The organism is Pseudomonas sp. LBUM1661 (assembly GCF_059695925.1).
This window is the reverse complement of the sequence record NZ_CP166794.1, coordinates 4,452,081-4,472,500: the sequence shown is the minus strand read 5'-3', so window position 1 is coordinate 4,472,500 and position 20,420 is coordinate 4,452,081. Positions and strand designations below refer to the sequence as shown.

The 20,420-nt window shown below is 61.3% G+C and carries 17 protein-coding genes and 2 rRNA genes (1 of these 19 only partly in view); 9 read left to right on the top strand and 10 right to left on the bottom strand.

The genetic code is table 11. The annotated features are described in order from the left end of the window. Positions 1 to 1,028: ribosomal RNA gene (locus ACA057_RS20535) — 23S ribosomal RNA — on the top strand; it begins 1,864 nt to the left of the window's first position. A gap of 172 nt (positions 1,029 to 1,200) precedes the next feature. Then, a 5S ribosomal RNA gene (gene rrf / locus ACA057_RS20530) occupies positions 1,201 to 1,316 on the top strand. 65 nt (positions 1,317 to 1,381) lie between these two features. Here rrf and ACA057_RS20525 read toward each other — a convergent pair. The 4 genes from ACA057_RS20525 to ACA057_RS20510 all read right to left on the bottom strand — a co-directional run bounded on the left by ACA057_RS20525 (position 1,382) and on the right by ACA057_RS20510 (position 3,947). Then, the gene (locus ACA057_RS20525; protein ID WP_497341835.1) at positions 1,382 to 1,810 is read right to left on the bottom strand and encodes a YajG family lipoprotein; all 429 of its coding nucleotides are present in this window, start codon (positions 1,808 to 1,810) and stop codon (positions 1,382 to 1,384) included. 136 nt (positions 1,811 to 1,946) lie between these two features. After that, the gene (locus ACA057_RS20520; RefSeq protein WP_497341833.1) at positions 1,947 to 2,360 is read right to left on the bottom strand and encodes a VOC family protein; all 414 of its coding nucleotides are present in this window, start codon (positions 2,358 to 2,360) and stop codon (positions 1,947 to 1,949) included. An 89-nt stretch (positions 2,361 to 2,449) separates the two neighbouring features. Further along, entirely contained in the window at positions 2,450 to 3,109 is a 660-nt protein-coding gene (locus tag ACA057_RS20515) for a TetR/AcrR family transcriptional regulator (RefSeq protein ID WP_497341831.1), read from the bottom strand. Beyond that, on the bottom strand, positions 3,096 to 3,947 hold the full coding sequence (locus ACA057_RS20510) for a 3-hydroxybutyryl-CoA dehydrogenase (protein WP_497341829.1): 852 nt from the start codon (positions 3,945 to 3,947) through the stop codon (positions 3,096 to 3,098). Before ACA057_RS20510 ends, ACA057_RS20515 begins: the two co-directional genes overlap by 14 nt. Positions 3,948 to 4,112: 165 nt before the next feature. Between ACA057_RS20510 and ACA057_RS20505 the strand changes: the two genes are divergently transcribed. Together ACA057_RS20505 and ACA057_RS20500 are read left to right on the top strand one after the other, a co-directional pair. After that, complete coding sequence (locus ACA057_RS20505; protein ID WP_497341827.1) at positions 4,113 to 5,147, top strand: AraC family transcriptional regulator; 1,035 nt, start codon at positions 4,113 to 4,115, stop codon at positions 5,145 to 5,147. Then, entirely contained in the window at positions 5,144 to 6,958 is a 1,815-nt protein-coding gene (locus ACA057_RS20500; protein ID WP_497341825.1) for an ABC transporter ATP-binding protein, read from the top strand. Before ACA057_RS20505 ends, ACA057_RS20500 begins: the two co-directional genes overlap by 4 nt. Here the strand turns inward: ACA057_RS20500 and ACA057_RS20495 are convergent. The 3 genes from ACA057_RS20495 to ACA057_RS20485 all read right to left on the bottom strand — a co-directional run bounded on the left by ACA057_RS20495 (position 6,930) and on the right by ACA057_RS20485 (position 10,375). Next, entirely contained in the window at positions 6,930 to 7,883 is a 954-nt protein-coding gene (locus ACA057_RS20495) for an alpha/beta hydrolase (RefSeq protein ID WP_497341823.1), read from the bottom strand. The two genes, ACA057_RS20500 and ACA057_RS20495, sit on opposite strands and share 29 nt — an antisense overlap. A gap of 104 nt (positions 7,884 to 7,987) precedes the next feature. Beyond that, a complete protein-coding gene (locus ACA057_RS20490) occupies positions 7,988 to 8,986 on the bottom strand; it encodes an NAD(P)H-quinone oxidoreductase (RefSeq protein WP_497341821.1) in 999 nt (332 codons plus the stop codon). A 156-nt stretch (positions 8,987 to 9,142) separates the two neighbouring features. Continuing rightward, positions 9,143 to 10,375, bottom strand: coding sequence for a YbfB/YjiJ family MFS transporter (locus tag ACA057_RS20485; protein WP_497341819.1), 1,233 nt, complete (start codon positions 10,373 to 10,375; stop codon positions 9,143 to 9,145). Positions 10,376 to 10,486: 111 nt separating this feature from the next. Here ACA057_RS20485 and ACA057_RS20480 point away from each other — a divergent pair, with 111 nt between their 5' ends. Continuing rightward, a complete protein-coding gene (locus tag ACA057_RS20480) occupies positions 10,487 to 11,362 on the top strand; it encodes a LysR family transcriptional regulator (protein WP_497341817.1) in 876 nt (291 codons plus the stop codon). Between the two features lie 198 nt (positions 11,363 to 11,560). Here the strand turns inward: ACA057_RS20480 and ACA057_RS20475 are convergent, their stop codons facing one another. Beyond that, on the bottom strand, positions 11,561 to 12,283 hold the full coding sequence (locus ACA057_RS20475) for a pirin family protein (RefSeq protein ID WP_497341815.1): 723 nt from the start codon (positions 12,281 to 12,283) through the stop codon (positions 11,561 to 11,563). 312 nt (positions 12,284 to 12,595) lie between these two features. Between ACA057_RS20475 and ACA057_RS20470 the strand changes: the two genes are divergently transcribed. Continuing rightward, positions 12,596 to 13,546, top strand: coding sequence for a GlxA family transcriptional regulator (locus ACA057_RS20470; protein ID WP_497341813.1), 951 nt, complete (start codon positions 12,596 to 12,598; stop codon positions 13,544 to 13,546). Positions 13,547 to 13,730: 184 nt separating this feature from the next. After that, entirely contained in the window at positions 13,731 to 15,209 is a 1,479-nt protein-coding gene (locus tag ACA057_RS20465; protein ID WP_497341811.1) for an ATP-binding protein, read from the top strand. Here the strand turns inward: ACA057_RS20465 and ACA057_RS20460 are convergent. Continuing rightward, positions 15,174 to 17,978 carry an ATP-binding protein gene (locus ACA057_RS20460; RefSeq protein ID WP_497341809.1) on the bottom strand — a complete coding sequence of 935 codons (2,805 nt, stop codon included), beginning with the start codon at positions 17,976 to 17,978 and terminating at the stop codon, positions 15,174 to 15,176. The two genes, ACA057_RS20465 and ACA057_RS20460, sit on opposite strands and share 36 nt — an antisense overlap. 366 nt (positions 17,979 to 18,344) lie before the next feature. On the opposite strand from ACA057_RS20460, the gene ACA057_RS20455 reads away from it, so the two are divergent. Continuing rightward, complete coding sequence (locus ACA057_RS20455; RefSeq protein WP_497341807.1) at positions 18,345 to 18,920, top strand: flavodoxin family protein; 576 nt, start codon at positions 18,345 to 18,347, stop codon at positions 18,918 to 18,920. Positions 18,921 to 18,951: 31 nt separating this feature from the next. Beyond that, the gene (locus ACA057_RS20450) at positions 18,952 to 19,776 is read left to right on the top strand and encodes an alpha/beta fold hydrolase (RefSeq protein ID WP_497341805.1); all 825 of its coding nucleotides are present in this window, start codon (positions 18,952 to 18,954) and stop codon (positions 19,774 to 19,776) included. Positions 19,777 to 19,830: 54 nt separating this feature from the next. Here ACA057_RS20450 and ACA057_RS20445 read toward each other — a convergent pair whose 3' ends face one another. Beyond that, positions 19,831 to 20,271, bottom strand: a complete 441-nt coding sequence (locus tag ACA057_RS20445) for a helix-turn-helix domain-containing protein (protein ID WP_497341803.1) — start codon at positions 20,269 to 20,271, stop codon at positions 19,831 to 19,833. Positions 20,272 to 20,420 lie beyond the last annotated feature (149 nt).

Genomic DNA, 20,420 nt, shown 5'->3' with positions numbered 1-20,420 from the left:
AGCTCTTGATCGAAGCCCCGGTAAACGGCGGCCGTAACTATAACGGTCCTAAGGTAGCGAAATTCCTTGTCGGGTAAGTTCCGACCTGCACGAATGGCGTAACGATGGCGGCGCTGTCTCCACCCGAGACTCAGTGAAATTGAAATCGCTGTGAAGATGCAGTGTATCCGCGGCTAGACGGAAAGACCCCGTGAACCTTTACTATAGCTTTGCACTGGACTTTGAATTTGCTTGTGTAGGATAGGTGGGAGGCTTTGAAGCGTGGACGCCAGTTCGCGTGGAGCCAACCTTGAAATACCACCCTGGCAACTTTGAGGTTCTAACTCAGGTCCGTTATCCGGATCGAGGACAGTGTATGGTGGGTAGTTTGACTGGGGCGGTCTCCTCCTAAAGAGTAACGGAGGAGTACGAAGGTGCGCTCAGACCGGTCGGAAATCGGTCGTAGAGTATAAAGGCAAAAGCGCGCTTGACTGCGAGACAGACACGTCGAGCAGGTACGAAAGTAGGTCTTAGTGATCCGGTGGTTCTGTATGGAAGGGCCATCGCTCAACGGATAAAAGGTACTCCGGGGATAACAGGCTGATACCGCCCAAGAGTTCATATCGACGGCGGTGTTTGGCACCTCGATGTCGGCTCATCACATCCTGGGGCTGAAGCCGGTCCCAAGGGTATGGCTGTTCGCCATTTAAAGTGGTACGCGAGCTGGGTTTAGAACGTCGTGAGACAGTTCGGTCCCTATCTGCCGTGGACGTTTGAGATTTGAGAGGGGCTGCTCCTAGTACGAGAGGACCGGAGTGGACGAACCTCTGGTGTTCCGGTTGTCACGCCAGTGGCATTGCCGGGTAGCTATGTTCGGAATAGATAACCGCTGAAAGCATCTAAGCGGGAAACTAGCCTCAAGATGAGATCTCACTGGGACCTTGAGTCCCCTGAAGGGCCGTCGAAGACTACGACGTTGATAGGTTGGGTGTGTAAGCGCTGTGAGGCGTTGAGCTAACCAATACTAATTGCCCGTGAGGCTTGACCATATAACACCCAAGCAATTTGCTGACCCTTCTTTATAAATGAAAAGGGACACCAGATTGCGGTGTGTGAAGACGAAACGAACCGAAAGTTCGAGATCTTGCAAAACACCGAAAGCTATCACTTACCCAATTTGCTGAAGCGCGGCCAGCCGGCCACGACTCGGTACCCGAATTTCTTGACGACCATAGAGCATTGGAACCACCTGATCCCATCCCGAACTCAGCAGTGAAACGATGCATCGCCGATGGTAGTGTGGGGTTTCCCCATGTGAGAGTAGGTCATCGTCAAGATTAAATTCCGAAACCCCTATCTGCGTATGCAGGTAGGGGTTTTGTTTTGCCCGCAGGAAAGTGATTTACCGATACTTGATCACGATGCCTTTGAGTTTCCGGCCTTCGATGGTTTCGACGTCGCGACTCCACACGCCTCCTCTGACGTAGGCGCCCACCGCCTGGATATGGTCATAAACCACCACCACGGCATCGCCGCCAAGCTTGGCGGATTCCTCACGGAGTTTTTGTTCGACCTCGGTAATGGGCGGGGCGGGTTCGACGCTGGCGTCGATGAGCACTTCACCCAGCCGAACATGCGGGCGCAGGGGCTCGGTGCGCAATACGACGACCTCGCTGGCCAGCGTCGGCGCAGGATGCTCGACGCCCACATAAGCAGTGGTCTGCGCATCGACGGTGGCGCAACCACTGAGCGCGAGGAAAGCGGCGGTGAGACCTCCTGCCAGCAATGACATTTTGAAATGAGTGGACCAAGACGCGTTGTAAGCCGACATAGGGCTGATCTCCGAAGAATCCGCTACTAACGGGTGGCTTGTTGACGGTAGCAGACGGACCCGGAGTTGCCAGAAGCCCAACCTTTTCAGGTTGGGCTTTTTCATGCCTTTAGAAAAGTCGTGTCAGCAGCCAGCTTCACTGATCCTTTTCGCAATTGACCATCCACGACACACCAAAACGATCGACCAGCATCCCGAAACGCGCCGCCCAGAATGTGGCTTCCAGTGGCATTTGCACGCTGCCGTCTTCCGCCAATGCAGTGAAAATTCGCTCCGCCTCGGCAATGCTGTCGACATTCAACGAGACCGAGCAGCCGGCCATTTCATCCGTGGGGCGATCCGGCGTTGTGTCCGAGCCCATGATCGCCTGGTCGCCCACCAACAAGCGGGTATGGATGATCAGGTTGTGCAGGTCCGCCGGGAAATGCTCGCGTGCCGGGCTTTCACCGAACGTCATCATCATTTCGATCTGGCCTTGCAAGGCTTGGGCGTAGAAGGTGAAGGCGGCTTTACAGTCGCCGTTGAAGATCAGGTAGGGATTGATTTTCATGTTTGCGCTCCCGGTCATTGAGGGTACACATCGGTTTGACGTCTGGTTCGTCAGCGAATTCCGATGGACGTGACTCGGGTAGCAAAGCGCTAAATCGCGGCGTGCAGGGGTATTTTTTTAGATGTTTTCTCTATGGGTTGAGCAATGCTTATTGCTTCATGCACGCGTCGAGGCCCCAGCAAGCGCTCAATGCCTCCGCTCACCAGATTCTCCAACAGCTCATCACGTGCCTGTTCATCCAGCGAGTGCTGCGCCAGCCAGCCCGGCGCGCTGTTGAGCAGGTTGGCAATCGCATGCCCGGCGGCCAGCAGGCCCTGTTCACTGAACCGCGATCGGGCCCCGAGCATCTGCAACAGCTTGCGCTCATATTGCTCGCGCAACTGCTGGACACGTGCCTGTTGCTCTTCATTCAGGCAGCCGCTGTCACGCTCCGCCAGACGAAAATGCCATGGCATTTCCTGATGCAGATTCAGGTGCGCACGGATAAGGGCAGGCAGTCTGTCGCGTTTTGCCGGGGCCTTTTGCTCGATGCGGCCCAAGGTTGCCAGCAGCTCTTCGTAGAACTCCTCGATCAGGTCGAGCAGCAAGTGCTGTTTGCTGGGGTAATGGTGATACAGCGAGCCTGGAGCGAGCCCCAGGCACGTGGCGAGTTCACGCATGCCGACCTGCCCGAAGCCCTTGCTGGCGAACAACTCCAGCACCTTGTCCCGGTATTCGGCGAAGCGTGAGCACCGCTCAGGCATAGGCATGGAAGCCGCGCCCCGTTTTGCGTCCCAGGTAACCGGCGGCCACCATTTCCTTGAGCAGTGGAGCGGGGCGGTACTTGCTGTCGTTGAAGCCGTCATAGAATGCTTCGAGGATGGCCAGGACGGTGTCCAGACCGATCAGGTCCGCCAACGCCAGCGGACCGATGGGCTGGTTGCAGCCCAGGCGCATGCCGGCGTCGATGTCTTCGGCGCTGGCCAGGCCTTCCTGAAACACCAGGATCGCTTCGTTGATCATTGGCACCAGAATTCGATTGACCACAAACCCCGGACGGTTACCGGCGGTGATCGCGGTTTTGCCGAGGGTGGTTGCCATGTCCAGCGCCAGGGCGTGGGTGGCGTCGCTGGTTTGCAGGCCACGGATGACTTCAATCAGGCCCATCACCGGCACCGGGTTGAAGAAGTGCAGGCCGATGAAGCGCTCAGGCTGGCTGACACTGGCGGCGAGTTGGGTGATGGACAGCGACGAGGTGTTGGAGGCGATCACGCACTCGGTGCTGACCTGTGCGGCGATCTGTTGCAGCACACGCAGTTTCAGGTCGAGGTTTTCGGTCGCCGCTTCGATCACCAGTTGCGCGTTTTGCAGGCTGCTGTAATCGGTGCTGGTGCGGATCTTGTCGAGGGCGGCGAGCTTTTGCTCTGGGGTCAACGTGTCCTTGGCAACCTGTCGATCAAGGTTTTTGCCGACCGTCGCGATGGCTTTTTGCAGGGCGCTCTCGGAAATGTCTAACAAGGTCACGTTGAAGCCGGCCAGGGCGCAGACTTGCGCAATGCCATTGCCCATTGTGCCTGCGCCGATCACGCCAATGTTTTGCAGATTCATGTTTGCGTCCTTCGATCAAACCTTGCGATACCTTGGCCGCCGCAACGGCCGAAGGCGTACTATTGGCCGCGAGTCTAGAGCCGGCAGGGCGGTTGTCCTATGCCGGAACTGTTCAACGGCACTGGTGTTTTTTGCCATTCAGGTAATGGGGAGAGAAGCGTTCACATGCGGGAAAAGGACTCGGTTGCCGTCTACTTCGTGCAGGCAATGCTCCATGGGCTGGGGGACGATCCGCAGCGGCTCAAGGCTGCGCTTGAGCAAGCAGGCATCGACCCGGCGTTGATGGCGCAACCCACCGCGCGGGTGCCGGCCAGCGCATTCGCGGCGTTGTGGTTGATTCAGATTCGCGAGCTGAACGATGAATTCTTCGGGCTCGACTCCCATGGCATGCCGCCGGGCAGTTTTGCCCTGATCTGCCGCGCCTTGATTCAGGAGCCTGATCTGCACAAAGCCATGCGCCAATGCCTGGCCAATTTCGCGCTGTTCCTCCACGACTTTCGCGGCACGCTGACGGTGCGCGGCAAGCGTGCGGTCATCAGCTTGCAGAATCGCTCGCCCAACAGTGACGTCAGTCGTTTGGGCGAGGAGACGTTTCTGGTGTTGATGATCAGCCTGCTGTGCTGGCTGGGCGGGCGGCGTATTCCCATTGATCGCGCGGATTTCCGCCATGAGCGAATCTCCCTCAGCGATGACCGTTTGCTCTGGGGCCCCAACCTGACCTTTGGCGCCGAGCGCACTGAAATCGAATTCGCCAGTCACTACCTGCGCCTGCCAGTGGTCCAGGATCTGGCGTCGCTGAAAGTGTTTTTGCGCACCGCACCGCAGTGGCTGGTGATCCGCTTCCGTAATCAGCATGGCCTGGCGTCGCAGGTCCACCAGCGTCTGCGCAACAGTCATTACAGCGACTGGCCGACCTTGCAGGACTTCGCCCTGGAACAGCACCTGAGCCCCAGCACCTTCCGCCGGAAACTGGAACGTGAAGGCTGTTCCTATCAGGAGATCAAGGACGAGGTGCGCCGCGGCGTTGCCTTCGAGCAATTGCGCCAGAGCCGGGCGAGCATCGGCGATATTGCCGAGCAACTGGGCTTCCAGGAACCGAGTGCGTTCCATCGGGCGTTCAAGAAGTGGACGGGGGAAAGTCCGGGACGTTACCGGGCGCGGTTTGAGGACAAACGGCTCGCCGCGGAGCCGGCTGAATGAGCGTCAGCCTCGATCGCGTCGCCTCATTGCTCGATCAGGCGCGACGTGCGCTGCTACTGGTCTGGGGCACCTCTCGCGGGTTGTTTCTGGGGTTGGTACTGGCGACGCTGATCGCCGGGGTACTGCCGGCGCTGGCGGCCTGGTTGGGCCAGCGCATCGTCGACGCGGTGGTGTTCGCCATGCAGTTGCATGCGCAGCAAGGCAGCGCGCCGTTGTGGCCGGTGCTGCGTTATGTGCTGTTCGAGGCCGGCGTGCTCGCGTTGTTGTCCGGAACCCAGCGTGCGCTGTCGGTCCAGCAATCGCTGTTGCGGGTGCAACTGGGGCAGAAGGTCAACACGATGATTCTGGAGAAGGCCCAGACGTTATCGCTGGTGCAGTTCGAGAATTCGGAGTTCTACGACAAGTTGGTCCGGGTCCGGCGAGAAGCGTCGACGCGGCCATTGGCACTGGTGATGAAGTCGCTGGGACTGATCCAGAACCTGATCGTATTGATCAGCTTCGGCGTGTTGCTGGTGCACTTTTCGCCCTGGGCGCTGGTGTTATTGGTGGTCGGTGCGTTGCCGGTGTTTTTTGCCGAAGCGCATTTTTCCGGGGACGCTTTTCGGCTATTCACCCGCCGCGCACCGGAGAGCCGGCAGCAGACTTACATCGAGACGCTGCTCTCCCATGAGGGCTACATCAAAGAGGTCAAACTGTTTGGCTTCGCGCCGCTGCTGTTGAAGCGTTATCGCGAGACATTCACCCGACTCTACGCCGAAGACCGTCGACTGACGTTGCGCCGTGATGGCTGGGGATTTGTGCTTGGGCTGCTGGGCACCGGGGCGTTTTATCTGGCGTATGCCTGGGTGGTAATCGATGCCGTCCATGGCAATATCAGCCTGGGGCAGATGACCATGTATTTGGTGCTGTTCAAGCAGGGACAGTCAGCGGTGAGCAGCAGCCTGAGCGCCATCAGCGGTCTTTACGAAGATGGTCTGTACCTGTCCAGCCTCTATGAATACTTGGCTGAGCCCGTGGTCACCGACACCGGCAGTCTTACGGTCGGGGCGGTGCCCGGCGATGGTTTGCGTTTCGAGAACGTCGGTTTCAGCTATCCGGGGGCGAGTCGCGCCGCGCTGGCGGGTATCGATTTGCATCTGGTGCCGGGGCACAGTCTGGCGTTGGTGGGGGAGAACGGTTCAGGCAAGACCACGCTGATCAAGTTGCTGACCCGCCTTTATCGTCCCGATCAGGGCCGAATTCTGCTCGATGGCAGCGATTTGCAGGCGTGGGAAGAAGAAGCGCTGCGCCGGCGTATCGGGGTGATTTTTCAGGATTACATCCGCTACCAGTTCTCCGTCGGTGAGAACATCGGCGTTGGTGACACGCTGGCGTTCAGCGATGAACAGCGCTGGCAGACCGCGGCGGCCGAGGGCATGGCTGCGCCGTTTATCGAACGCCTGGATCGAGGTTATGCCACGCAACTGGGCCGCTGGTTCGCCGGTGGGCAGGAGCTGTCTGGCGGGCAATGGCAGAAGATTGCATTGTCCCGCGCCTACATGCGGCGCAACGCCGATATCCTGATTCTCGATGAGCCGACCTCGGCGCTCGACCCAGCGGCGGAAGCGGCGGTGTTCGAACATTTCAGTGAGCACACCGAAGGTCGCATGACCTTGTTGATCTCCCACCGGTTTTCCAGCGTGCGCAATGCCGATCACATTATCGTGCTGGATCAGGGGACGATTCTGGAGCGTGGCGATCACGACAGTCTGGTCGCGGCGGGCGGGCGTTATGCGCAGTTGTTTAACCTGCAAGCCCGGGGTTACCGCTAGGCCCGGCCATCTGCGCTGGTTTGGCTTTCATCAAGCCATCGAGTGCCTGGCGATACTGAGGGCCCCCGAGGCTCATGCTGTTGTTGTGCGTGCCGCCGGGTATCAGCAACAGGCGCTTGGGTTCGTTGGCGGCGTTGAACAGCTGCTGGCTGAACCGCGAGGGCATGAACGGATCGGCCAGGCCATGCACCACCAACAGCGGCATGTCGATGTCGACGATCTTGTCGATGGAATCGAACTTCTGTGACAGCAGCCAACGTACCGGCAGCCACTTAACTGGCAGGTTGCTGTCGGCCACTTGCGCGACGGCATCGCCCAGTGAGGTAAAGGTGGACTCGATCACCAGCCCGCGCGCCGGTATTGCGCCATGGTCTTTTTTTGCCTGCGCGGCCAGGTCGGCAGCGAGGTCGATGGCCACCGCGCCGCCCAGGGAATGCCCGTAGATCAGGCGTTTGTTGGCGTCCGGTTGCATCGCCGTGAAGCGCTCCCACGCGGCTCGGGCGTCTTCATAAACGCTGGCCTCTGACGGCAAGTCGCCCTTGCTCTGGCCAAACCCGCGGTAGTCGATGGCCAGCACTGAATAGCCCATGGCCCGCAATTGCTCGATGCGGAATGCCTGGCCGGTCAGGTTCCAGCGCACACCGTGCAGGTAAAGGATCGACGGTGCATCGCGGCGCGCGGCCGGCCACCACCAGGCATGCAGGTTTTGCCCGCCCTTGAAACTCGCCGGCTTGATGTCGAACTCCTGAACGTCCCGCGGCAAGCCGCGATACCAGCCGGCCGTGCCCGGCTCGATGCGAAACAGCAGCTCGCGCTCTTTGTACTTGAGCACCCCGCAACTCACCGGCAGGCCGACGACCAGCGCGGCCATGCACAGCAGCGGCAGCCAGCGTTGGCGCAGGCGGGTGAGAAGGGAAGAGGGCATCAGGTAATCCGTCGAGATAAAACTGAAGCTCGGGTTTTAACAGATGCGTACAGGGGGCGGGAAAAATTTCGACAGCCGTTCACCGCTCCCACAAGGGTTTCGGGTCAATCCACCCGCAACACGATCTTGCCGATGTGGTCGCCGGCTTCCATCCGCGCATGAGCCTGCGCCGCATCGGTCAGCGAATAGACCTGATCGATCATCGGCAGGCAACGCCCGGCGGCGAGGACCGGCCAGACATACTCGCGCAGCTGTTCGGCGATCGAGGCTTTTTCTTCCGGGGTGCGCGGGCGCAACAGCGAGCCAGTGATGATCGCGCGTTTGCTCATGATCGCCAGCAGGTCGACGTCCTTGGCGTGGGCGCCACCGAGGAAGCCCAGCATCACCAGTCGACCTTCCATGCCCAGCGCCGCGATGTTTTGGTTCAGGTACGAGCCGCCCATGATGTCGAGGATGACATTGACGCCCTTGCCAGCGGTTTTTTCCTGGATGACCTCGACGAAATCCTGATCGCGATAGTTGATCGCCTCGGCCCCCAGTTTGCGGATTGCCGCGCACTTATCTTCACTGCCCGCCGTGGCAAACGCCTTGACCCCGAATTCGCGGCACAACATCAGCGCGGTCGTGCCGATGCCGCTGGTGCCGCCGTGGATCAACGCGCGCTGGCCTTTGCTGGCACCGCCCATGTCGAACAGGTTGGCCCACACCGTGAAGAAGGTTTCCGGGACCGCCGCCGCTTGCACCCAGTCCATCCCCTCGGGGATCGGCAGTGTCTGGCCGGCCGGTGCGACGCAGTAGTGTGCGTAACCACCGCCGTTGGTCAGGGCACAGACTTTGTCGCCGAGGATAAAGTCGGTGACGCCTGCACCGATGCCCACCACTTCACCGGCCACCTCAAGCCCCGGGATCGGGCTCATGCCGGGTTTCATAGGGTACTTGCCGGACCGTTGAATCACGTCGGGACGATTGACCCCGGCGGCATGCACGCGGATCAGCACTTCGCCCGCGCCAGCGGTTGGCACCGGCTCTTGGCGCGGCTGTAAAACCTCGGGGCCGCCGGGTTGGGTGATTTCAATCAGGGTCATGGTTTGGGGCAGGGGCATTTGGGTTACCTGTTTTGAGTACGAATGATTCAGTTCGATGCACCGATCCAGTGTGGGAGCGGGCTTGCTCGCGAAGACGGCGGCACATCCTGCAGTGTTGGCGTCTGACACTACGCTTTCGCGAGCAAGCCCGCTCCCACATAGGGTCTGTTTTGTTCATACGATGGTTGGCCGAACACAAACCCCTTTGTTCGGTCGATTCAGCAACCGCATCGCCAGTTCCAGCAGCAACGCCACGACAATCGCACCGGCAGCGATGACGAACAACAAGGCGTGATGACCACCGCTGGCGTTGAACAGGGCCGAGTAGGCGAACCCGGCGATGGCCTGGAACGTGGCGAACGAAACGGTGGCGCGGCTCCAGGCAATTTGCTGCTGATGGTGTTGCGGAATCAGTTCGTGAACCCGGGCCAACGCCAGCGGGACGATGCCCGGCGGGAACGAGCCGAGGATCACGGCCAACAAGGCCAGGGCCATGAAGGCACTGGAAATCGACAGCAGGCCCAGCGCAATCGCTTGTACCACCAGCACCAGTCGAATGCTCAACCGCGCACCCCAGTGATCGGCCAGGAAACCATAGCTCACCGGCCCGACGATCGCACCGAGACCGTACATCACCCAGATCAGCGCTCCGACGTGCGGCCCGGCGCCGAGTCCACGGGCCACGTAATCCACCAGGAACACCATGGCCGGCACCAGGCCTGCCGCCATAAATGCGTATTGAGCGAACAACAGGTAGATGCTCGGATGGGTCGGTGACCGCGTCGTATTGTCCTGCGCGGTGGCGGTCTCATGGTGCGTGGCTGATGACGGCCAGCCGAACCAGCTCGCCGCGGTCAGGATCAGTGACAGCAGGCCCAGGCCCAACCAGGTGTCGCGCAAGCCAAGGCTCAGCAGTGGCGGGACAATCGTGCCTGACCCGGCAATGCCCAGGCCGATGCCAAGGAAGATCGCGCCACTGGCCAGGCCTCTGCGGGACGCCGGTACATGGGGCAACACCGTCGCGGCGACCAACACCATGATTGCGCCACCGGCAACACCCGAGAGCAGACGCCAGCCAAAGAACCACATGACCGACAACGGGAATGCACAGGCGAAAAACGCCAGGGTCACCGCCAGCATCATCAGCCGCAAGGCGGTTTTATTGGAAGTGCGCTGGGCCAGCGGTCGGCCGATCAATGCGCCGATCAGGTAACCGATCAGGTTGGCCGCGCCGAGGTAGACCACGTCGCTGGCGGAAAACCAGTGCGCCTCGATCAACGATGGAATCAACGGCGTATAGGCGAAGCGCGCCAGACCAATACTGACCAGGCTGGCGCTGAGGCCGGCGAAGATCGGCAGCCAGATCGCGCTGCGCGGTGTCTCGGAGGGAGGCGGTGTGCCGTGCATGGGAAATGTCCTGTGGGTTTACTCTGGTGCTCAGCATATCGAGATTCTTTGATGCAATAACGCTGCGATTTCACGTTACAGTGATGCGTATATGCATCACAGGAGAGCGGTATGAATTGGGATGACGCACGGGTATTTCTCGCGGTCTGCCGCGAATCGACATTGCGCGGCGCGGCGCGGGTGCTGGGGGTTGATCAGGCCACGGTCGGCCGACGGATCGGGGCGCTGGAAAAGTCCTTGAACGCGACGCTGTTTCTGCGTACTTCCGAGGGCTATGCGTTGACGGCGGTCGGCGAAGCGGCGTTGCGTTCCGTGGAAAAAATGGAGCATTCGGCGCTGGAGCTTGAGCGGCAGATTCAAGGGCTCGACGACCGGCTGACCGGGCTAGTAAGGGTCAGCACCACGGATTCCATGGCCATCGATTTCCTGATCCCGGCCATTGCGCGATTGCATGAACGACACCCAGAGGTGCGGGTGCAGCTGGATGCTTCGACGCAGATTCTCAGCTTGTCGAAACGCGAAGCCGATATCGCCGTGCGCAATACCCGGCCGGATAACCCGGACCTGATCGCCCGACGCATCGCGCGCTGGCCGGTGGGGCTTTTTGCGTCTCGTGACTATGTGGAGCGTCACGGCGTGCCGGCGCCAGGATCGGCGTTCGAAGGGCATGACCTGGTGGTGTATCAGCCGTATTTGCAGGGCCACAAGGACATGACGCTGGTCTCGGAACCACTGGGTCGTGGCCGGATTGTGGCGAGCCTGAGTTCCAGCCTGCTGGTGCGCCGCTCCATTGCGGCGGGGATCGGGCTGGGGGAAATTCCGCTGTACATGGGGGAGAGGGACGGGCTGGTCAGGCTGTGGCCGGAGCGCACGCGACCGGTGCCGTATGACATCTGGCTGGTGACCCATGCCGACCTGCGGCATACCGCTCGGGTGCGGGTGGTCATTGATGAAATTGTTGCGGGATTCTCCGGGACGGGGGAATGACGTCCGGGCCCACGATAGCCCTGTAGCAGCTGTCGAGCTTGCGAGGCTGCGTTCGGCTGCGAAGCAGTCGTAAACCCTGCGCACGCGGTGTTCCTGAGAGATCGCAGCGCCTGATTTTACGACTGCTTCGCAGCCGAACGCAGCCTCGCAAGCTCGACAGCTGCTACGGAGTTGAACGCAGGTTTAGATCAATCCCTGTCATGGCATTTCCGGCAGTTCTTGAGGCCGCAGGTCGAACACCAGCACTTCGGCATCCGCGCCGTTGCTCAGGGTCAGCACCTGCTCATCGCGAACCCGTACGCCGTCGCCTGCCTGCAACTGCACGCCGTTGAGTTCAACGCTGCCACGAGCGACATGCACATAGGCGTAGCGATTGACGCCAAGCTCCAGGGCGGCGCTTTCCTTGCCGTCGATCAACGCGGCATACACCCGCGCATCCTGACGCACTTTCAGCGAACCCTTGGCCCCGTCGGGGGAGATGATCAGTTGCAGACGCCCACGTTTCTTTTGCGTGCTGAAATGCTCTTGCTGATAACGCGGTTTGGCGCCGCTGACGTCCGGCACGATCCAGATTTGCAGGAAGTGCACCGGCCGGGTGGCCGAATGGTTGTATTCGCTGTGGGCCACGCCGCTGCCGGCGCTCATCAGTTGCACGTCACCGGGGCGGATCACCGAGCCGGTGCCGAGCGTGTCCTTGTGTTCCAGGGCACCTTCGAGCACATAAGAGAAAATCTCCATGTCGCGATGTGGGTGCTGGCCAAAGCCTTTGCCAGCGGCAACGCGGTCATCGTTGATCACCAGCAAGTCGGAAAAACCCTGCTCTTTCGGGTTACGGTAGCTGGCGAAGGAAAAGGTATGGAACGACTTCAGCCAGCCATGATTGGCCAGACCGCGATCGGAAGCTTTGCGAAGGGTCAGCATGATGAAATCTCCTGTGGGGACGTTGATTCGTCCGAGTGAGGAGAAGGTTAATGTTTACTGGTGAGTGCAATAAGTAGATGGAAATTGAAAGACTGTCCCTTTGAGGTTGACAGTTTTACGCACCGATTCAGGTATTCTTCTCACAGGCTGCACTTCTTGATACCGGGCGCATAACCTGTGGGAGCGGGCTTGCCCGCGAAGGCGTCGTCACCTTCAACATCATCTGTGACTGAGCCACCGCTTTCGCGGGCAAGCCCGCTCCCACAGGGTTCCGGTTTACATTATTTTTTATGAACTCAGTGGTTTGAACCCATGAAAACCGTGGCAATGGTGGTGTTTCCGGACTTTCTCCTGCTCGACATGGCCGGTCCCATGGAGGTGTTCTCCATCGCCAATCGTTATCTGGCGCCGGAGCAACGTTATGAGCTATTGACCATCGGCACCGAGCCCGGCGCGCTGCGGGCCTCCAGCGGTGTCAGCGTCCACGCCGATCTACACATTGATCAGGCGGGTGCGAGCTATGACTTGCTGCTGGTGCCGGGCGGCCCCGGGGCCTACAACGAAAAACATCCGCCACTGCTTCGCTGGCTTCCGGGAGCGGTCAGTCGAGCCCGGCGCTACGGCTCGATCTGCACCGGCGCCTTTGTGCTGGGACACGCCGGTTTACTGGACGGTTATCGCGTGACCACGCACTGGCATTACACCGAACGGTTGATCAAAGGTTTTCCCAAGGCGACGGTGGAGACCGATCAGATTTACGTAATGGACCGCAACCTGATTACCTCCGGCGGCGTCACCGCCGGCATCGACCTGGCGCTGGCCGTGGTGGCTGAGGACCACGGCAAGAAAGTCGCCCAGGACGTGGCCAAGGTGCTGCTGGTGGTGATGAAGCGCCAAGGCGGGCAGGCACAATTCAGTCCGTTGACGGCCGCAGTGGCCCCTCAGGAGACGGCCGTCACTCGGGTGCAAAACCATCTGCTCGAACACCTCGATAAAGCCTTCAGCGTCGAATACATGGCTGGCCTTGCGAACATGAGTGCACGGCATTTCGCTCGGGTGTTTGCCCGGGAAGTGAACATGACGCCGATGGAGTTCCTGCAAAGTGCGCGCATCGATCGCGCCAGGAATCTGCTGGAAACCAGCGACCTGCCGCTCAAGACCGTGGCCTTCAAAAGCGGCTTCGGCAGCGTGCGGCACATGCGTTTTCTGTTCAGTGAAAAGCTCGGACTGACCCCGAGCCAGTACCGCGAACAGTTCAGTTAGAGCGTTGTTGTCCGTTGCGCGCACCCTGATGGCCGTGACGCTCCCACCGCGACAGTTGTGCCGTCACTGAGGCCTGCCAAGATACCCGTGAACGCTTTGCAATGGAGGTGCGGGAGTCTGGAGGGCGGGTGCGATGGATTTTTCTGCACTGAGCGCCGGGCCAGGTTTGAGCACGTGAACGCGCATGAACAGTCTCAGAGATATCAACAGCGATACGCTGCTGCGGTTCGGCCCCTTCGCCTTCCACCTGCGGCAACGGCTGATCCTGGAAGGGGATCGGCCGCTGCGCATGGGCGGGCGCGCCCTGGATATCCTCCAGGTGCTGGTCGAGCGCGCGGGTGATGTGGTCAGCAAGGACGAACTGATTGCCCACGTCTGGCCGACCTCGGTGGTCGAAGAAATCAACCTGCGCGTGCACATTGCCGCTTTGCGTCGCGCCCTTGGCGACGGCCAGGACGGGCAGCGCTATATCGTCAATATTCCCCAGCGTGGATACAGCTTCATCGCCCCGGTGCTGCGCGAACTCGAAGGCATGCCGATCGCGACCGTGCAGAAGCTTCAGCACAATCTGCCGGCGCGACTCACGCCGGTCACCGGTCGAGACTCAGTCGTTGGCAGTATGGTCCGACAGTTGCCGGTTCGGCGTTTCATGACCCTGGTCGGGCCTGGCGGAATCGGCAAGACCACGGTTGCATTACGCGTGGCCGAACTGCTGTTGCAGCATTATCAGGACGGCGTCTGGCTGGTGGATCTGGCAACGATCGATGACCCCGCGCAGGTGGTCGATCACCTGACGCGCACCCTTGAGCTGGAGGTCGGAACGACCTTGGATGTGTTGGCGCAACGGCATGCGTTGCTGGTCCTCGACAACTGCGAGCATCTGCACGCGCGCTGCCGGACATTGATCGAGGACTTAATGGTTTTGGCGCCACGGCTGTCAATCCTGGCCACCAGCCGCGAACCGCTGCTGGCCGCTGGGGAAACCGTCCAGCGTTTGCCGGCCCTGGCGGTTCCGCCGGCCTCGGCGTTGCACAGTGTCACCGAAGTCCTCGGGTATTCGGCGGTGCAGTTATTCGTCAGCCGGGCCCGATCCCGCCAGCAAGGTTTTGCCCTGCGCGAGCAGGACCTCAAAGCAGTGCGCGAAATTTGTCGCCGACTCGATGGTTTGCCGTTGGCCATTGAACTGGCGGCGGCGCAGATCGATGCGCTGGCGCTGGTGGGGTTGCAAGCGCAACTGGACAATTGTTTTCAGCTGCTGAGCCAAGGCCGACGCACTGCCGTACCCCGGCATCAGACGCTCAAAGCCGCGCTGGACTGGAGCTATGAACGGCTGAGCCTGTTGGAGCAAACCGTGTTGCAGCGTCTGGCGGTGTTCAAGTTGGCTTTCACGCTGGACGCGGCGATTGGCGTGATCAGTTGCGCGGCGTTGTTGCCCTCGACCCTGGCTGAAGTGGTGGAAGGGCTGGCGCTCAAGTCGTTGCTGTCGCTGGAGCAGGGCAGTGGCGTGCCCCGTTACCGCTTTCTCAATACCACGCGCACCTATGCGCTTGAGAAGCTTGAGCACAGCGGCGACTTGCGGACCTTTGAAAGGCGTTACGCGCGCTACATCAGCCAGGCGCGCTGGCGCTCAGGCGGCCAAGTGACGCTGCAGCTCGTCGAGTAGGCGCCGGACGGTCGTCAGGTCCGGTGTGGCAAAACCTTCGGTGAACCGGTGGTAGATCGGCGCCAGCAGCTGATGGGCGCGCTGATAGTGGCCCTGACGTTGCCAGAGCTGCGCCAGTGAGGTGGCGCTGCGCAGTTCCCAGGCCAGGGCGCCTTGGCGTTTTGCGACGTTTAATGCCCTGATCAACACCGCCTCGGCCGCATCGGCATTCACCGGGTCATCGTCTGCCAACAGCGTGGCGGCCCGAGCCCGCAGAATTTCCGCTGTGCTCCAGCCTGCCGACCCAGTGTCGGCCCGTTGCAGCAGGGCGTCATCGACGAAACCGCTGTCCAGCGTGACCATGATTTCCTTGATCAAACCGCCACCCGGTGGCGTGGGCAAATGCGCTTCAGCCTGGTCGATCACCTGCGCATAGTGCCGGGCCCACGTGTAGAACAGCAGCACCGAGTGTTTCTGCGCTTGCTCCAGCAGCAGCCGCAGCAGATCGCGGGCGGTCCGGGTGTTGCCGTTGTAGTGGGCGATCAGGCAACCGGACAAGGCCAGGGTGTAGCAAATGGACGTGCCGTGGTTGATCTGGATTGCGATGTCCAGTGCCTGCCGGGCCGTGCGCCAGGCTTGTTCCGGGTGGCCCTGCAACCAGAGGATGCGCGCCAGAATCGTCAGGGCCGCCACGCTCTGATCGTACTGCACGCCAAAACCGTGGGTGAAGCGGTTGAGGTGCCCGCTCTGGGCCATGCGCTGGATGACTTGTTCGGCATTCTCCCGGGCCTGTGGCTGATCCCCGGCAAAGTGCAGGGCCAGCACCCGCAAGCGATGGGTGCTCAGCGACAGCACAGCATCGCCGTCCACGCCCAGTCGGTCGAATTGCAGGCTCTGCTCCAGCGCCCTCTGGTAGTTGCCGCAACTGAGATTGACCGCCATGTGCCCGGAGACCGCCCGGAGCTGGCCGGCCACGTCGTTGCAGCCTTTGGCCAGGGTTCTGGCGCTGACGAACGCTTCGACGGTTTCGGCGGTGCCGCCCTGGGTGTGATAGCAGGAGCTGCCGAGGGCCAGCTTCAGGGCCATTTTCAACCGGGGGCAGGGTTCGGGTGCCGAGTCGAGCAGTGCCAGCGCCTTGCGCACATAAACGCCGTGCTCCTTGAGCAGCGACAGCTCCTGCCAGAGCGGTGTCGAGGTCGCCGTCAGCCGGATCGCCAACATCGGCGGTCCGTCAGCATTCAAGCCCCAATCGAGGGCCGAGCGAATGTCTTCCAGGCTGCGGGCATACCGCTCGATCCACAGGCCGGTCGGGATCAGTTCCCAATCGTTCTGGGCCTGATGCATCAACGCGAGGCAGCGTTCGGCGTGGCGTTCGCGAGTGCCCGGCAGGTCGGCGGCCTGGTCGAGTTTCTCCAGGGCATAGCCGCGGGTGGTGTCGAGCAGGCGGTAGAACACCTCTTCGTCGCCCACCTCGACGTTCAACAGGGACTTGGCCACCAGTTGCGTGATCGAGCCAAACACTTCGCTCGGCTCGATGCGTTCGCCGACGATCACCGCTGCCGCCGACTCCAGCGTGAAGCCGCCCCGGAATACGCCCAATCGCCGCAGGCAGGTTTGTTCACAGGGGCTGAGCAGGTCGAAGCTCCAGTCCAGTGTGGCGCGCAGGGTTTGATGCCGCGCCAGCGTGGTCTGACAGCCTTGGGTGAGCAGGCGAAAACTGCCTTGCAGCTGCGCCAGCAACCCGCTCAAGCCAAAGTGGCCGACCTGCGCCGCCGCCAGTTCGATCGCCAACGGAATACCGTCCAGGCGGTGGCAGATTTCCATCAACAACGGCAGTTCGTCATCGCTCAGTTCGAAACTGTCCTGGCTGGCCATCGCCCGCTCGACGAACAGTTGCAGGGCCGAAAAGGTCATGGCTTGGGCGCGGTCCAGCACCGCGATAGGCGGTGGGCAGTCCAGCGACTCCAGGCGCTCGACGAACTCGCCTTCGGCCCGCAGGCTTTCGCGGCTGGTGGCCAGGATGTGCACCTCGGGCGCGCCGCGCAGGATGCATTCGCAGAGCAGCGCAACGGCATCGATCAGGTGTTCGCAGTTGTCGATGACCAGCAGCATCTGCCGCTCGCGCAGGAACGTCGCCAGGCCGCTCATCGGTTCGGCATCGTGCAACGACAGGTCAAGCAGCGTCGCCAGATGCGCGGTGATCATCATCGGGTCGTTGATCGGCGCCAGGTCCAACAGGCGAATGCCGTCCCGGTAGCGACCGATCAACTGCTCGGCGACGCGCAGGGCCACGGTGGTCTTGCCGATACCGCCGGGGCCGACGAGGGTGATGAAACGCTGGCGTGACAGCCGGACCACCAGGCTGTCGACCAGGGCCTGGCGACCGATCAGGCGCGTGCGCCGCACAGGCAGGTTGTGGCGGCTCGGCTGTTGTTCCTGGTGCTCGGGATGTTGCTCGATCTGTTCCAGCGAAAACGGCGCGACAAAGCTATAGCCGCGATGGGCCACGGTGACGATGTAACGCTGGCCGGCCTGACCGTCGCCGAGGGCTTTGCGCAGGGCCGCCATGTGCACCCGCAGGTTGATGTCCTCCACCACGCTCTTGGGCCAGACCCGCGCCATCAGCTCCTGTTTACTGACCACATTGCCGGCGTGCTCCAGCAGGATCAACAGGATGTCCATGGCGCGCCGGCCCAGGCGCAGGGGCTGGTCGGCCTCCATCACCAGGCGTTGGCCAGGGTAGATTCGGTAGGGGCCGAAATGGATGGCCTGTTCGGGGGAAAGGGTCAACGGGTCACTCCTGCTTGCATCCGTCTAGTACGCGGTTTCCGAGCAGTTTCCTCAGGTTTTTTGATCAGCGCAATGCGCTGGCCGGGTGACTCGCGGGTGTTCGCTGCGACTGCGGATTTCCCGGCGCCGTCCACAGACTGGTTTCTATTGGTCGCGACGGCGACAAAGAGGGCGCTGGGGCTTTTCGCGCGCCATGGAAAATTAACAACGTTTAACTCGTCGTGTGTCCGGTCTACGCCCAAAACTCTGATCCCTGTAGGAGCGAGCTTGCTCGCGAGGGTGTGTCAGTCAAGCTCCATTTATCTGATAACCCTCGCGAGCAAGCTCGCTCCTACAAGGATTTAACACACAGGGAGCGACGCCAGAATGAGCAACGTGGTGGTGGTTTATCACAGTGGCTACGGGCACACCCGAGTCATGGCGCACGCCGTGGCCCAGGGCGTGGAACGGCACCTGGGCAGCACCTGCCAGTTGATTGCGGTCGAGGATGTGGATCAACACTGGGACCGTTTGCACCGCGCCGACGCCATCATCTTCGGCGCCCCGACCTACATGGGCAGCGCCTCGGCGCCCTTCAAGGGGTTCATGGAAGCCACCGCCGCGTTCTACCTGGCCCAGCCGTGGCGCGACAAACTCGCCGCCGGCTTCACCAATTCCGGCTGCCTGTGCGGCGACAAACTCAACACCCTGTTGCAGATGGCGGTGTTCGCCGCGCAACACTCAATGATCTGGGTCGGCCTCGACCTGCTGCCGGCGCGCAGCAGCATCGGCGTGTTCGATGGGCAACTGAATCGCCTCGGCAGCTCGCTGGGCGCCATGGCCCAGTCGAATGTCGAGCAGTCCCCCGACCTTGCCCCACCTCCCGAAGACCGCCACACCGCCGCGCACCTGGGCGAGCGGGTGGCGCGCCTGGCCGAACGCATGGGCCACGCACCGGTTTGATTCACCCACACACTCGCCAAGGAAACATCGCATGAGTACGTTCACCACCCGAGACGGCACCGAGATTTACTACAAGGACTGGGGCACCGGTCAGCCCATCGTCTTCAGCCACGGTTGGCCGCTGAATGCCGACAGCTGGGAATCGCAGATGATCTTCCTGGCCTCCCAAGGCTACCGGGTCATCGCCCACGACCGCCGCGGCCATGGCCGCTCCAGCCAGCCGTGGTTCGGCAATGACATGGACACGTACGCCGATGACCTGGCGCAGTTGATCGAGTGGCTGAACCTGAAAGACGCCGTGCTGTTCGGCTTCTCCACCGGCGGCGGTGAAGTGGCGCGTTACATCGGGCGCCACGGTACCGGCCGCGTGGCCAAGGCCGGGCTGATTTCCTCGGTACCGCCGCTGATGCTCAAGACCGACGCCAATCCCGGTGGCCTGCCGATCGAAGTGTTCGACGGCATTCGCCAGGCGTCCCTGGCCGACCGTTCGCAGCTGTACATCGATCTCGCCAGCGGTCCGTTCTTCGGCTTCAACAAACCTGACGCCAAGCCTTCCCAAGGCATGATCGACGCGTTCTGGCTGCAAGGCATGACGTCCGGCCACAAGAACGCCTATGACTGCATCAAGGCGTTTTCCGAAACCGACTTCACCGAAGACCTGAAGAAATTCGACGTGCCGACTCTGGTGGTGCATGGCGACGCGGATCAGGTGGTACCGATCGAAGCGGCGGGCATCGCTTCGGCAAGATTGGTCAAGGGGTCAACGCTGAAGGTTTACCCCGGCGCGCCCCATGGCTTGACCGACACCCACAAGGATCAGCTCAACGCTGATCTGCTGGCATTCCTCAAGGGTTGATGTGCCCCGGCGCAGCCTCGCAGCCTCGACAGCTGCTACGGCGTGCGCCGGGATTTATGAGGCGTGAAGTTGGGCGGTGAAGGTGGGGCGGAGGGGCTGGGAACGTGCCGCGCGGCAACGCCAGGCGAACGGGTTGATGCCTTCGCTGCGGGTGAAGATATGGCAGAAATGCGCCTGATCGCAAAAGCCGCATTCGAGGCTGATTTGCGTGAGGCTGAGGTCGGTGTCCCGGATCAGTTGCTTGGCCCGGGCAATGCGCTGCTGACGAATCCAGTCCTGGGGCGACAGCCCGGTGCTGCACTTGAACGCGCGGGAAAAGTGACTGCGTGAGAGGGCGCAGGCGCGTGCCAGTTCAGTCACTTCCACGGTTTCGCCGAGCCGGTCGAGGATCAGTTGCTTGGCCAGGAGTTCGCGCCATGGGGTCAGGCCGCCGGTGGTTTTCTTGCGTGTTTCAGTGACGGTTGTTCCGGCGGAATTTTGCTGAAGGTGCGCCATGGCAAATGTCCGTGTCGATGGGATTCAATTCTTGGGCGCAGGGGCTCTGGCAGGCGAGTTAAACGTTGTTAATTCCTCGTTCGTGGAGGGCAGTCTTGAGTAAAGTCAGACACAATTGTCATCCTCGCGCCTGGCTGAATACACAAGGG

Bases quoted from the DNA above. Each gene is read 5' to 3' on its own strand.
- ACA057_RS20525 (WP_497341835.1), bottom strand. From the start codon at position 1,810: ATGTCGGCTTACAACGCGTCTTGGTCCACTCATTTCAAAATGTCATTG.
- ACA057_RS20520 (WP_497341833.1), bottom strand. From the start codon at position 2,360: ATGAAAATCAATCCCTACCTGATCTTCAACGGCGACTGTAAAGCCGCC.
- ACA057_RS20515 (WP_497341831.1), bottom strand. From the start codon at position 3,109: ATGCCTATGCCTGAGCGGTGCTCACGCTTCGCCGAATACCGGGACAAG.
- ACA057_RS20510 (WP_497341829.1), bottom strand. From the start codon at position 3,947: ATGAATCTGCAAAACATTGGCGTGATCGGCGCAGGCACAATGGGCAAT.
- ACA057_RS20505 (WP_497341827.1), top strand. From the start codon at position 4,113: ATGCGGGAAAAGGACTCGGTTGCCGTCTACTTCGTGCAGGCAATGCTC.
- ACA057_RS20500 (WP_497341825.1), top strand. From the start codon at position 5,144: ATGAGCGTCAGCCTCGATCGCGTCGCCTCATTGCTCGATCAGGCGCGA.
- ACA057_RS20495 (WP_497341823.1), bottom strand. From the start codon at position 7,883: ATGCCCTCTTCCCTTCTCACCCGCCTGCGCCAACGCTGGCTGCCGCTG.
- ACA057_RS20490 (WP_497341821.1), bottom strand. From the start codon at position 8,986: ATGCCCCTGCCCCAAACCATGACCCTGATTGAAATCACCCAACCCGGC.
- ACA057_RS20485 (WP_497341819.1), bottom strand. From the start codon at position 10,375: ATGCACGGCACACCGCCTCCCTCCGAGACACCGCGCAGCGCGATCTGG.
- ACA057_RS20480 (WP_497341817.1), top strand. From the start codon at position 10,487: ATGAATTGGGATGACGCACGGGTATTTCTCGCGGTCTGCCGCGAATCG.
- ACA057_RS20475 (WP_497341815.1), bottom strand. From the start codon at position 12,283: ATGCTGACCCTTCGCAAAGCTTCCGATCGCGGTCTGGCCAATCATGGC.
- ACA057_RS20470 (WP_497341813.1), top strand. From the start codon at position 12,596: ATGAAAACCGTGGCAATGGTGGTGTTTCCGGACTTTCTCCTGCTCGAC.
- ACA057_RS20465 (WP_497341811.1), top strand. From the start codon at position 13,731: ATGAACAGTCTCAGAGATATCAACAGCGATACGCTGCTGCGGTTCGGC.
- ACA057_RS20455 (WP_497341807.1), top strand. From the start codon at position 18,345: ATGAGCAACGTGGTGGTGGTTTATCACAGTGGCTACGGGCACACCCGA.
- ACA057_RS20450 (WP_497341805.1), top strand. From the start codon at position 18,952: ATGAGTACGTTCACCACCCGAGACGGCACCGAGATTTACTACAAGGAC.
- ACA057_RS20445 (WP_497341803.1), bottom strand. From the start codon at position 20,271: ATGGCGCACCTTCAGCAAAATTCCGCCGGAACAACCGTCACTGAAACA.